The organism is Candidatus Propionivibrio aalborgensis, assembly GCF_900089945.1.
GTDB classification, from domain to species: Bacteria; Pseudomonadota; Gammaproteobacteria; order Burkholderiales; family Rhodocyclaceae; genus Propionivibrio; species Propionivibrio aalborgensis.
In genome coordinates, this window is sequence record NZ_FLQY01000373.1 from 1 (window position 1) to 12,091 (window position 12,091).

Consider the following 12,091-nt stretch of genomic DNA (forward strand, 5'->3'; position numbering starts at 1 on the left):
CAAGGCCTCGGCCGGCGGTGGCGGCAAAGGGCTGCGCGTTGCCTTCAACGATACTGAGGCCTCGGAAGGATTTGATTCCTGCCGCAATGAAGCGCGCAACAGCTTTGGCGACGATCGCGTCTTCATTGAGAAGTTTGTTGAGGGACCGCACCACATCGAAATCCAGATCATCGCTGACGCCCATGGCAACACCGTTTATCTTCTTGAGCGGGAGTGTTCGATTCAGCGCCGCCACCAGAAAGTCATAGAGGAAGCGCCGTCGCCATTCATCGATGACGCGATCAGGAAAGCGATGGGCGAGCAGGCAGTCGCGCTCGCCAAAGCAGTCGACTACCAGAGCGCAGGAACCGTCGAGTTCGTTGTCGGCTCGGACAAATCGTTCTACTTCCTCGAAATGAACACGCGCTTGCAGGTCGAACATCCGGTGACCGAGATGATCACCGGGCTCGACATTGTCGAATTGATGATCCGGATCGCTGCTGGCGAAAAACTCCCCTTTGCTCAAGCCGATATCAAGCCAAAGGGCTGGGCCATCGAGTGTCGAATCAATGCCGAAGATCCCTTCCGGGGTTTCATGCCTTCGACCGGGCGACTGATCAGATTCCAGCCGCCGGAAGCCGTCGAAAACGAGGTGCGTGTGGACACCGGCGTATATGAGGGTGGCGAAATATCGATGCACTACGATTCGATGATCGCCAAACTCATCTGCCACGGCGACGATCGCAATCAGGCCATCGAGCGCCTGCGTGAAGCGTTGAACGTCTTCTTGATTCGCGGCCTCAGCTCGAATATCCCCTTCCAGGCCGCGCTGGTGCAGCATCCCCGTTTTGTTTCCGGCATCTTTACAACGGCCTTTCTCGCCGAAGAATACCCGGAAGGCTTCGTCGCTGCCGACGTTCCCTATGACGACCCCGGGTTGCTGGCCGCCGTCGCCGCGTTTGCTCGGCGCCGTTATATCGAACGCGCGGTCAAGATCAGCGACCAGATGCCTGGCCATGAGCGCAAAGTGGGCAGGGACTGGGTGGTAGCCATCGAAGGAACACATCACAAGGTCACTCTTGATCCGATTCCCGGCGGTTATTCGGCCCACTGCGGCGACAAACACTATGACATCGTATCGGACTGGCTTTTCAGGGAACTGGTATTCCGTGGAACCTGCAACGGCAAGCCGTTCTGCATGCAAGTCGAGCGTGACGGTCTGGCGTATCGCATCAGCCACTACGGCAAGCAGGTCAAGGCCGTTGTAATGACGCCAAAGGCAGACCTTCTGCTGGCAAGGATGCCGGTGAAACTGCCGCCGGACCTCTCAAAGTTCCTGCTCTCCCCAATGCCCGGCCTGCTGCGGGAAATTCTGGTTCAGGACAAACAACAGGTTCGCGCCGGAGAAAAGCTGGCTGTCATCGAAGCGATGAAGATGGAAAACATCCTCAAGGCGGAGAAGGACTGTCTGGTAAAGAGGATCGTTGCCGAGCCCGGAGAAATCCTGTCAGTCGATCAAGTCATTATCGAGTTCGCGTAAGTCAATCCATTCGAGGGCTAGAGGCGTATCTGACGCCTCTGCCTTCGAAACGACAAGGCAAAGCCGGGGAGACGTTCTGCACTCCCCGGCTTTTCTTTATTTGAGCCTGTTCAAAAAGCGCTCGGACGACAGTGCTCAGAGCTCAGCGATTGACTGCGCCCATCATGTTCGCGGGATATCGGTCACCACTCGCTGCCTTGAACGGAAACACCTCACTCAGCTCGGCAAGTTGGGCGGATGTAAGTTGAACGTCCAGCGCACCCATGTTTTCTTCGAGATTCTTCCGCCGCCGGGTGCCCGGGATCGGAACGATGTCGTCACCCTGAGCGAGGACCCAGGCCAATGCAAGTTGCGCGGGAGTGCAGCCCACTTCGACGGCAAAGGACTTGACCTTTTCGACCAGCTCAAGGTTCTTCGAAAAATTGCCTCCCTGGAAACGTGGACTCGAACGTCGGTAGTCGTCAGCGGCGAAATCCTCGGGCCGGGTAATCGCGCCAGTGAGAAATCCGCGTCCGAGCGGACTGTACGGAACGAAGCTGATCCCCAGTCGGCGACAGGCGGCAAGCACCTCAAGTTCCGGGTCGCGTGTCCATAACGAATACTCGGTCTGCAACGCGGTAATGGGATGTATGTTGTGTGCGCGCGCAAGAGTGGCCGCGGAAGCCTCGGACAGACCGATGTAGCGCACCTTTCCCTGTCGAACCAGATCGGCGAGCACACCCACCGTATCCTCGATCGGCACATTGGGATCGACCCGGTGCTGGTAATAGAGGTCGATCGTCGTCACGCCGAGACGCTGCAGGCTGCTTTCCACCGCACGGCGCACATACTCGGGCCGGCTGTCGAAGCCGCGCACCAGCGGGTCCTTCGGGTCGCGCAGGATGCCAAACTTAGTCGCGAGGAAGACATCGCTTCTCCGACCTTTGATGGCGCGCCCTACAAGTTCTTCGTTGGTGTGCGGACCGTAGATGTCGGCGGTGTCGAGAAAGTTGATGCCAAGCTCAAGCGCGCGATGGATCGTGGCAATCGATTCGGCGTCGTCTCGCCCCGTATAAAAATCGCTCATCCCCATGCAGCCGAGGCCAAGAGCCGATACTTGCGGACCATTACGGCCCAACTGTCGTGTCTTCATTGACCCCCTTACGGAAAAGCAAGATCGAAGGTTAACACACTGCATCAACCCAGACACCGTTGCTCAGGCAATCATTGGCGGTTTCGCCTGCAAAAAACCTGTCGTGCCTCATAGCCACCTGCGAACGGACTGCTTGTAAGCCACAAACTCTGAGCCGAAGTTAACGGACAACGCCCGCTCCTCGGGTGAGATCTGGAAGCGATTCATGTACGCAACATAGGCGGGCAGAAATGCGAAGACCAGTGTATGGGAGAGAAAGACTGCCCACCCGGTGAGCGCGAGGAGGATACCGACGTACATGGGATTTCGGCTCAGGCCGTAAACACCCGAGGTAACCAGGGCCGACGTGGTGCCGGGTCTGGTGGGGTTGACCGTCGTCCTGGCTTTGCGGAACGCAACCACCGCGATCATGCTGATGACGAGGCCTGCACCGGCAAGGGCGGCGGCGACCACGATACGCCACGGCGAGCCAATTGCCAGCGACGGCACGTTAACAGAGACGAGCCACATGGCGACTCCAAAAACCAGCACGACAGCAACCGGCGGGACTTTGAGTTCGAGAGCGCTCACGCGGTCGAGGCCGATGCACAATCGGAATAGAAAGGGGCGTTTACGGCGCCTCCCTCCCACACCGCCGGACGTACGGGCATGCATCCGGCGGCTGGACCGGACAAATCCCTACCGTGACAGAATCACCAGTTCGACTCATGCTCCGGCGTGGATGAGATACGGTGGATGCTGAGATCTGCGCCATCGAATTCTTCCTCCCGATCAAGACGCAGGCCAATCGTCGACCTGAGCACGCTGTAAACGATCGTACTGCCGACGAGCGCAATGGCGATCGCCATACCGGTCATCAGCAACTGCGGCAAGAACGCGACGCCTCCGAGTCCGCCCAAAGCCTTTTGTCCAAAGATGCCGGCGGCAATGCCGCCCCAGGCGCCGCACAGGCCGTGCAACGGCCAGACACCGAGTACGTCGTCAATCTTCCAGCGGTTCTGGGTCAGTGTGAACATGACGACGAACAATGCGCCGGCGACGCCACCCACCACCAGCGCGCCCATCGGGTGCATGATGTCCGAACCTGCACACACGGCCACCAGACCTGCCAGCGGGCCGTTATGAACAAATCCGGGGTCGTTCTTGCCAAGCACGACCGCCACCAGCGTGCCACCGACCATGGCCATCAACGAGTTCATTGCGACCAGGCCAGAAATCTTGTCGAGCGTTTGAGCGCTCATGACGTTGAAGCCGAACCAGCCAACGGTGAGGATCCACGCGCCGAGGGCAAGAAAAGGAATTGATGACGGCGGATGCGCTGAAACCCGTCCTTCCTTGGTGTAGCGTCCATAACGTGCGCCGAGCAATACCACCGCAGGCAGCGCAATCCAGCCGCCCATGGCATGTACGACAACCGAGCCGGCGAAGTCGTGGAACTCTTCCCCGAAACTGGCCTTCAGCCAAGCCTGAACGCCATAGGCCTGATTCCACGCTATGCCCTCGAAGAAGGGATAGATGAAGGCGACGATCAGAAACGTGGCGACCAGCTGCGGATTGAATCTGGCGCGCTCGGCGATGCCTCCGGAAATGATTGCGGGAATTGCTGCGGCAAAGGTGAGCAAGAAAAAGAAACGGGTCAGCTCGAAACCGTTTTTCTGCATCAGCGTTTCAGCGCCAGCAAAGAAGTTGACGCCGTAGGCAATCGAATAACCGATGAAGAAATAGGCGATCGTCGATATTGAAAAGTCGACGAGAATCTTGACCAGCGCGTTCACCTGATTCTTCTTCCGAACCGTGCCCAGTTCGAGAAAGGCAAAGCCAGAATGCATGGCCAGCACCATGATGCCGCCCAACAAGATGAACAGTACGTCACTACCCGACTTGAGTGCTTCCATGCGACCTCCTGGATTTCAATTTGGGGCACGCTTGCAAGTTCTATTCCATCGAGGCGTGTTCTTATATTTCAATGAGTTAGGAACAAGCCAACAAGGAACTTGGCACCGCGTTGGTGCGCTCGCACTGCAATGTGCACCGAAATGGAACCTCTTCCGTGCCCTATTTTGGCCCGGCACCTGGCGGCAGAAGAACCCACATCTGGCCTTGCTGCTTCATTCGTCCGGCCTGACTGCCCGCATCAGGACCAAAACCCCAGAAAAAGTCGGCACGCACGACCCCGCGAATCGCACCGCCGGTATCCTGCGCCAGCGTCAAACGGCGCAAGGGTGCGGACGAATTGGGCTGTGTCGTGGACAGGAAAACCGGCGCTCCGAGCGGCACATGTCGCGGATCAACGGCAATGCTGCGTCCGGGGGTCAGTGGCACGCCCAGGGCACCTTGCGGTCCGGCGTTTTCATTTCCGTTGGACGGCACTTCGCGGAAGAACACGTAGCTTGGATTTGCATTGAGCACTTCGTCCAGCTTTGACGGGTTGGCTCGCGCCCAGGCCTGAATACCCTGCATGGAGGCCTGGTCAGGCTGGAGCTCACCGCGGTCGATCAGTACGCGCCCGACCGAACGGTAGGGGTGACCGTTCTGGTCGGCGTAACCGATTCGCACCAGCTTTCCATCGGGCAGTTTGACACGACCGGAACCCTGAATCTGCAGGAAAAAGAGTTCAACGGGATCATCCACCCAGAGCAGCACGCGATCAGCGTAGTCCTGTTCGCGGGAAATGATATCTGCGCGGGGATAGTACGGTATGACCTTGTTTCCCTGCAGCCGGCCGCGCAGACGCATGTTCTTCAGATCCGGCAGCACGTCGGCCAGTTCGATGGTCAACAGGTCGGACGGTACGCCCAATACCGGCTGCGCAAAATTCGCACTGCGTCTGCGCGAGCCGTGCAGGAGAGGTTCGTAATAGCCGGTAACCAACCCGTTGGTCGTATTGTCGGGATTGGTCAGCAGGTAGGGTTCGAAACGGGACTCGTAAAAGCGGCGCACCGCAGCGCTGTCATTTGGTGCCAGCCCTTTCGCTTCTTCGCAGGCGGCCCGCCACAACAACCATTGCGGCTTGCTCGCCAAAGCACGGCACGAACTCAAAAAGCCCGGTAGCGAGGCGGCCAGATCGTCCTCCAACCAGCCCGGCAGATCGCTCCAGCGCGCGGCCTGCATCGGCTTGGCCGGTGGCAAAACCACGGGGGTAACTGGTTGTGCCGGACATTGCTGGCACACGGCACACACCGGGCAGGGCGCGACGGGCGCCTCCTTTACCGTGGCACAGGCGGCGAGCAAGGTCGCAAGAAGGATTGCAGCGAGCAGGGGAAGCGCTCTTGTTTGGCTTTTTGACATGGTTTGGCTAAAGTGCAGGGGTTTTGAATCCTGCAAAGTATACCTTCCCGATGAACGATCCGACTCAGCAGCTCGCCAATTTCCTTGCACGCGCCGAAAAGCTGCTTGAGCGTATCGAGCCTTTGCTCCCGCCTGCGTCCCCCGCGCCGGACTGGAAGGCCGCCGTCGCCTTTCGCTGGCGCAAGCGCGGCAAGTCCGGGTATCTGCAAGCGATTCTTCGACCGGCCGCGATCCGCCTTAGGGACTTGCAGGATATCGACGATCAGAAGTCGCGCATCGACGCCAATACGCGGCAGTTTCTCGCAGCGCAGCCGGCAAACAATGTGCTACTCACCGGCGCACGCGGCTCGGGCAAGTCATCATTGATCAAGGCACTGCTCAATGAATATGCCGCGAAGGGACTGCGTGTCATCGAAGTTGAAAAAGGCGATCTGATCGACCTGCCCGACATCGTCGAACTGCTTGAAGGCCGCCCGGAACGTTTCATCATCTACTGCGATGATCTTTCGTTTGACGCCGGAGACGCCACCTTCAAGGCGCTGAAGGTTGTACTGGACGGCTCGATTTCCTGCGCACCGGACAATGTGTTGATATACGCCACTTCGAATCGTCGTCACCTGATGCCGGAGTATTTCGCGGAGAATCTCGAAAGCGAACGAGTCGGCGAGGAGATTCATCCCGGCGAAGCTGTTGAGGAAAAGATTTCGCTCTCTGAGCGTTTTGGTCTGTGGCTTTCTTTCTACCCCTTTGATCAGGATGCCTACCTCAACATCGTCGCGCACTGGCTCGAGCACTTCGGTTGCAGCGCGTCGGAAATCAACCAGGCTGAACGTGAAGCGCTCAACTGGGCCCTGATGCGAGGTTCGCGTAGCGGGCGCGTAGCCTGGCAGTTCGCCAAGGATCGGGCGGGAAAACGTGATTGCAAGTCGATCGGAGGGAAGCGTGGCAAGTGACTGAAGTGATCGAAGTGACGGAAGTCGCCGTGGCCATTCTGCTGCGCGAGATGGACGAAGGTGTTGAATTCCTGCTCGCGCAGCGACCGGAAGGGAAGCCCTATTCGGGCTTCTGGGAATTTCCCGGCGGCAAGGTCGAGCCGGGTGAGAGCTTGCGCGAAGCGCTGGTGCGCGAGCTCAACGAAGAGCTGGGAATCATCGTTGATCGTGCGTGGCCATGGTTGTCCTGTGAGTTCAGCTACCCGCACGCCACCGTCCGCCTGAAGTTCTTTCGCGTCGTTTCGTGGCATGGCGAAATCGCGCCAATCGAGCACAGCGGCTTCGTCTGGATGAAAACTGGCGCCACACCGCCCGTCGCTCCTATTCTGCCCGCCAACGGCCCGATTCTGCGCGCGCTCGAATTGCCGTCAATCTATGCCATTACCAACGCGACGGGGAACGGCATCGATGCGGAATTGGCAAGACTGGAATGCGCTCTGACAGACGGACTGCGACTGATCCAGGTACGCGACAAGACGCTGCCGTCCTCTACGCGTTTGCAACTGGCCAAGGGCGTGGTGACGCTGGCCAGCCGCCATGCCGATGCTCGCGTTTTGATCAACGATGACGAGGCACTGGCGCACGAAGTAGGTGCCAGCGGCCTGCATCTCTCCGCCGGTCGGCTCAAGCAGATCAAGCGGCGCCCGTCATTCGCCTGGGTTGCCGCATCCTGCCATTCGACGGAGGAACTCCAATGCGCGACGTCGCTCGGTCTTGATTTTGTCGTGCTGGGCCCGGTCTCGCCAACTGCCACTCACCCGGGCGCCAAAGGCATGGGTTGGGGCGAATTCGCAAGTCTGATCGAGCAATCACCCCTGCCGGTGTTTGCGCTCGGCGGGATGCGGACGGACATGCTTGAAATGGCCTGGGAATTCGGTGCTCACGGCATCGCGCAGATGCGTGGCTGGGGGCAGTGAGCGCGGTGAATCACTCCGCCGGCGGAGGCTCGTCAACCGGGTCGGCCGTTTCCTGCACAGGTACCCGGTACGATTCCGACGCCCACGCACCGAGATCAATCATCTTGCAACGCTCACAGCAGAACGGGCGAAACCGGTTGTCGGCGCTCCATACCGTCTCGCCGCCGCATTGCGGGCAACTCACCTTGAGCCGATCCCTGGACATCAAAGGTTACAAAAAACGATATCGAAATCGACATCGCTCTCCGCATGCCGTGGGCGGTGATCGTAATCGGGACAAGTAAAACGGATATTCAGGGCGTATTTGTTGGCGCTAATTTCAGGCACATACGGCTCGTGCAGTTCGAGTGACACCCGCACCATCTGGGCGCCGCCACCGCCCAGCATCATCTGGAAAGCGCCACGCTCTGCCACCTGATGCTCCATGCGCCCACTGCCACGCAACAGCCTGAGCACAATAGCCAGCCCGTTGCGCAGCGGCATGAAGGGCTTGAGCCAGCTAAGCAAAGCCTCGCGGCGCACAGCGGAATCCTGATGCATCCAGTAGTGGTAGGTGGGCAAATCGAATTGGCAAACACCGCCCGGAATGACGGCGCGGCTCTTGATGCCCATCAGCCAGTCGTTGTCACGCAAATACTGACCCATCTTGCCGGTCATGCCGAGCAGTGCCGTAGCGGCCTGCTCGATTTCGTAGAGCGCCCCGGACAGCGCTTCTTCTGAAATTTCCGGATTATTGCGGAAAACGAGCAAGGTCTGACGTTGACGCTCAAGTTCCTGAATCAGATCCATCTTGAGGTCGGCACGGCCGGCGACTTCGAGAAGCTCGAACAGCGTCAGCAGGACAACGTGGTGCTCACGTGTACCTTCCTGCTCGACAAAGTAGCTGGCCTTGTCAAACAAATCCTCAAGGCGCAATAGTGTGCGGATGCGCTCATTGAAAGGATACTCGTATGTAATCACTAGGCCGCCAGATGAAAAAATGAGAGAAAAACGCATTCATTCTGAGGCATTTGCAACAAAATCTCAACGGTCCGCATTAACTGTCTACGCTAACTTGGTATGCATATTGTCATAAAACTGTAAGCTCAAGATAATGTCGATGCAAGGCAACAACCTGTGCAATCAATTGCTCCGTTCCTGCCGAATTCAAAACAACGTCATTCGCCGCCGCCAGTCGTTCGGGCCGTGATGCCTGCGTGGCCATGATCGCCCGAACCTCCTCGATCGAGAGGCCGCTGCGGGCCGTGACGCGCGCAATCTGCACATCCTCGTCGCAATCAACGACCAGAATCCGATCGACCCGCTCGCGATAAGCGCCGGACTCAAGAAGCAGCGGGACGACCAGCATCACATAAGGCGCCCTCGCCGCCATTGCAGATTGGCAACGCGCTTCGCTCGCGGCGCGAATCATCGGATGAAGAATGGCTTCCAGCCGGCATTTTTCCGACGGGTCGGAAAAAACAAGTCGGCGCATCGCTGCACGGTCCAGACCACCGTCCGCGAGCAGTACCGAGTCACCGAATGCTGCTTCGATTTCCGGCATGGCGGCGCCCTGCGCGACGGTAAGCTCGTGCGCGATGACGTCGGTGTCCACCACTGCAGCACCGAGAGAAGCAAAGTAGTCCGCAACCGTCGTCTTGCCACTACCAATCCCGCCGGTCAGGCCAACGATCAAACTCATTCCGCAGTCACACCCGCAGCCGCACTTGACTGCGCCTTGCAAACCACCGGCTTGCTCTCAGGCAGCACCCCAAGAATGGCCTGGCTCAGCGAATCGGCCTGTGCGGCAGGTCCTCGAATTACAAGCGAAGCTGTCGTCGGTTTTACGACACGCTCAATATTCCTGGCCGATCGGACGCCCTTTTTGCGCAGCCTTTCGAGCTGCGAAGTCGCCGCCGCATTGCTGGTATACAGGCCCAGCGATATGGCCCGGTTGTACGGCCCGCTCTCCTGCACGACGAAGAACTCGGAAATGTCGAGCTGTTTCAATTCGGCGACTTTTGTGTCCACTTCCCCTTTATTGGCCAATGGAGGAATGATGACCCAATAGCTCGAAGTGCCGGAAATCGCAGTGCGCTCCGACTTGAAAACGGGCAATTTCTCGGCGAGCATTCCTTCAACCTGTGCGACTTCCGCGATCGGCAAATCGCTTAACTCAAGGCAGATATCGACGGCCTTGACTTCTACGACTTTCTTGGGTTTTTCAGGCGGGGTGATTACCTCTGGCGGTTCATCGCGCGATACCACTTTCACCTGATCGGCCAATAGCTGCTGCTGCACTCGCAACGCGTCGGGATTGGAAGACGAGCCCAGCAAGCCTTGGGTCCACGCGAGAAACAACAAGTTGACCAGGATCAAAAGGAAAACAAGGATGCGCATTCGGATTTTCCTCAGGGTCAGCCAAATCTTGGCAAATGCTGCAAGGATTCCTTGATCGCGGCTTCAGGGTAGCTGAAGTCCTCCAGTTCACCTGAAAAATAGCGATCATACGATGCCATGTCGAAGTGGCCATGTCCGGTCAAGTTGAAGAGTATGGTCTTGGCCTCGCCACTTTCCTTGCAGCGCAAGGCCTCGTCGACGGCGGCACGGATGGCATGATTCGACTCCGGCGCCGGAATGATGCCTTCGGCGCGGGCAAACATGACTCCAGCTTCAAAGGTAGCCAGCTGCGGCACGCCCATCGCCTCAATCAGACCTTCGTGATAGAGCTGGGAAACGAGCGGCGAAGCACCGTGATAGCGCAGACCGCCGGCATGGATTCCCGGTGGCATGAAGTCGTGCCCGAGCGTGTACATCTTCATCAGCGGGGTAAATCCGGAAGCGTCGCCGAAGTCATACGCGTAGTCACCCTTGGTCAACGACGGGCAGGACGTCGGCTCGACCGCGACGAGTCGCACCGACTTTCCGTTCCGTCCGCCGCTCGCATTATCGGCGATGAACGGGAAAGCCAGACCGGCAAACGACGACCCGCCACCACAAGGGGCAAAGACGACATCCGGCCAGTCACCGGCGAGTTCGAGTTGTTTCCGGGTTTCCAGACCGATGATCGTCTGGTGCAGCGCCACATGGTTGAGTACCGAGCCGAGGGCATAGTTGGTATCGGCGCGCGAAGCGGCTTCCTCCACCGCCTCGGAAATCGCCAGACCGAGCGAGCCCATGTTATCCGGATCCCTGCTGAGTGCTTCGCGTCCGGTCTGCGTCAGGTTCGACGGGCTGGCGAACACCTCGGCGCCCCAGGTTTGCATCATCGAACGGCGATAGGGCTTCTGCTGGTAACTGACCTTGACCATGTAGACCCGGACGTCGAGCCCGAACATCTGGCCAGCCAGGGCCATCGAGCAACCCCACTGCCCGGCGCCAGTTTCGGTAGTGATGCGTTTGATGCCGGCCTGCCGGTTGTAATAGGCCTGCGCCACAGCGGTATTCGGTTTGTGCGAACCGGCGGGCGAAACGCTTTCATTCTTATAGTAGATTTTTGCCGGCGTCCCCAACATCTCTTCCAGCCTTGCAGCGCGAACTAAAGGCGACGGACGCCACAAACGATAAATCTCGCGTACCGGCTGCGGAATCGGGATCCAGCGCTCACTCGACATTTCCTGTTCGAGAATCGCCATCGGAAAAATGGCGCCCATCTGTTCCGGCGTGGCCGGCTTGCCGTCCGGCCCAAGCGGCGGCAGCGGTGCACTAGGCATGTCGGCAACGACGTTGTACCAATGCGTAGGAATCTCGGATTGGGGCAACACAAAGCGCAACGATTCCATCAAAGCGTCCTGAAAGATTTCTCGGCAAGGGAAGTGCAAGTATAGCCGCGGCCCGAAACTCATGCAGCAGGTGTGCGATTGGCAGGCGAAATTGCAGACGAATTGCAGCTCCCTGGAATATGCCTCGAATTACTATCAACGAATACGCGTATACACGACATGAAGCGGCACCGTCGAAATGCGTATTCGGCACGCGTGGTTCAGAACGAACCGGTGCAACAACTGTTTTCTTAGAATATTCGGCAGCATTTTGGCCAGAATCGATAAGGCATAATCGACAAGCCAAACAACCAACTAGCCTTCTAGAGTATTTGATTGTCGAGATTTTTTACAGGAAGGCTCAAAACTCACCAAGATGACTTCCACATGTCACCAAGAATCAAGGCGTTGGATATTTTGGAACGCATTTTGCTTATAAGACACTAGGGCGTGTTCTCAATTGATCGAATTCTGATATGCCATACACAAGAAGAGGAAGAGAA

12 protein-coding genes are annotated in these 12,091 nt (G+C 58.1%); 3 read left to right on the plus strand and 9 right to left on the minus strand.

Annotated elements, in window-relative coordinates; genetic code table 11:
* Positions 1-1,519 (plus strand): ATP-binding protein (locus PROAA_RS16295; protein WP_186412361.1); only part of this gene is annotated, 1,519 nt, incomplete at its 5' end.
* A gap of 142 nt (positions 1,520-1,661) precedes the next feature.
* Here the strand turns inward: PROAA_RS16295 and PROAA_RS16300 are convergent.
* The 4 genes from PROAA_RS16300 to mltA all read right to left on the minus strand — a co-directional run bounded on the left by PROAA_RS16300 (position 1,662) and on the right by mltA (position 5,939).
* A complete protein-coding gene (locus PROAA_RS16300) occupies positions 1,662-2,651 on the minus strand; it encodes an aldo/keto reductase (protein WP_186412362.1) in 990 nt (329 codons plus the stop codon).
* Between the two features lie 108 nt (positions 2,652-2,759).
* Entirely contained in the window at positions 2,760-3,221 is a 462-nt protein-coding gene (locus PROAA_RS16305; protein ID WP_186412363.1) for a methyltransferase family protein, read from the minus strand.
* Between the two features lie 122 nt (positions 3,222-3,343).
* Positions 3,344-4,546: an ammonium transporter gene (locus tag PROAA_RS16310; RefSeq protein ID WP_186412364.1), complete on the minus strand. Its 1,203-nt coding sequence runs from the start codon at positions 4,544-4,546 to the stop codon at positions 3,344-3,346.
* A gap of 160 nt (positions 4,547-4,706) precedes the next feature.
* A complete protein-coding gene (gene mltA, locus PROAA_RS16315; RefSeq protein ID WP_186412365.1) occupies positions 4,707-5,939 on the minus strand; it encodes a murein transglycosylase A in 1,233 nt (410 codons plus the stop codon).
* 50 nt (positions 5,940-5,989) lie between these two features.
* On the opposite strand from mltA, the gene PROAA_RS16320 reads away from it, so the two are divergent.
* Both PROAA_RS16320 and PROAA_RS16325 read left to right on the plus strand, forming a co-directional pair.
* A complete protein-coding gene (locus tag PROAA_RS16320; protein WP_186412370.1) occupies positions 5,990-6,892 on the plus strand; it encodes an ATP-binding protein in 903 nt (300 codons plus the stop codon).
* Positions 6,889-7,848 (plus strand): Nudix family hydrolase, encoded by a 960-nt coding sequence (locus PROAA_RS16325; RefSeq protein WP_281182281.1) that lies wholly within the window; start codon positions 6,889-6,891, stop codon positions 7,846-7,848. The genes PROAA_RS16320 and PROAA_RS16325 overlap by 4 nt, the downstream gene beginning before the upstream one ends.
* Positions 7,849-7,858: 10 nt before the next feature.
* On the opposite strand, the gene PROAA_RS16330 is transcribed toward PROAA_RS16325, so the two are convergent.
* The 5 genes from PROAA_RS16330 to PROAA_RS16350 form a co-directional block, all read right to left on the minus strand.
* On the minus strand, positions 7,859-8,053 hold the full coding sequence (locus PROAA_RS16330) for a DNA gyrase inhibitor YacG (RefSeq protein WP_186412366.1): 195 nt from the start codon (positions 8,051-8,053) through the stop codon (positions 7,859-7,861).
* Positions 8,053-8,808, minus strand: a complete 756-nt coding sequence (gene zapD / locus PROAA_RS16335; RefSeq protein ID WP_186412372.1) for a cell division protein ZapD — start codon at positions 8,806-8,808, stop codon at positions 8,053-8,055. Before zapD ends, PROAA_RS16330 begins: the two co-directional genes overlap by 1 nt.
* A gap of 109 nt (positions 8,809-8,917) precedes the next feature.
* Entirely contained in the window at positions 8,918-9,529 is a 612-nt protein-coding gene (gene coaE, locus PROAA_RS16340) for a dephospho-CoA kinase (protein WP_186412367.1), read from the minus strand.
* Positions 9,526-10,227, minus strand: a complete 702-nt coding sequence (locus PROAA_RS16345) for an SPOR domain-containing protein (RefSeq protein ID WP_186412368.1) — start codon at positions 10,225-10,227, stop codon at positions 9,526-9,528. The genes coaE and PROAA_RS16345 overlap by 4 nt, the downstream gene beginning before the upstream one ends.
* 17 nt (positions 10,228-10,244) lie before the next feature.
* Complete coding sequence (locus PROAA_RS16350) at positions 10,245-11,609, minus strand: TrpB-like pyridoxal phosphate-dependent enzyme (protein WP_186412369.1); 1,365 nt, start codon at positions 11,607-11,609, stop codon at positions 10,245-10,247.
* Positions 11,610-12,091: the final 482 nt, after the last annotated feature.

What these genes read in the sequence shown, in the direction of transcription:
- PROAA_RS16300 (WP_186412362.1), bottom strand. Translation starts at nt 2,651, where the DNA reads ATGAAGACACGACAGTTGGGCCGTAATGGTCCGCAAGTATCGGCTCTT.
- PROAA_RS16310 (WP_186412364.1), bottom strand. Translation starts at nt 4,546, where the DNA reads ATGGAAGCACTCAAGTCGGGTAGTGACGTACTGTTCATCTTGTTGGGC.
- mltA (WP_186412365.1), bottom strand. Translation starts at nt 5,939, where the DNA reads ATGTCAAAAAGCCAAACAAGAGCGCTTCCCCTGCTCGCTGCAATCCTT.
- PROAA_RS16320 (WP_186412370.1), top strand. Translation starts at nt 5,990, where the DNA reads ATGAACGATCCGACTCAGCAGCTCGCCAATTTCCTTGCACGCGCCGAA.
- PROAA_RS16330 (WP_186412366.1), bottom strand. Translation starts at nt 8,053, where the DNA reads ATGTCCAGGGATCGGCTCAAGGTGAGTTGCCCGCAATGCGGCGGCGAG.
- coaE (WP_186412367.1), bottom strand. Translation starts at nt 9,529, where the DNA reads ATGAGTTTGATCGTTGGCCTGACCGGCGGGATTGGTAGTGGCAAGACG.
- PROAA_RS16345 (WP_186412368.1), bottom strand. Translation starts at nt 10,227, where the DNA reads ATGCGCATCCTTGTTTTCCTTTTGATCCTGGTCAACTTGTTGTTTCTC.
- PROAA_RS16350 (WP_186412369.1), bottom strand. Translation starts at nt 11,609, where the DNA reads ATGGAATCGTTGCGCTTTGTGTTGCCCCAATCCGAGATTCCTACGCAT.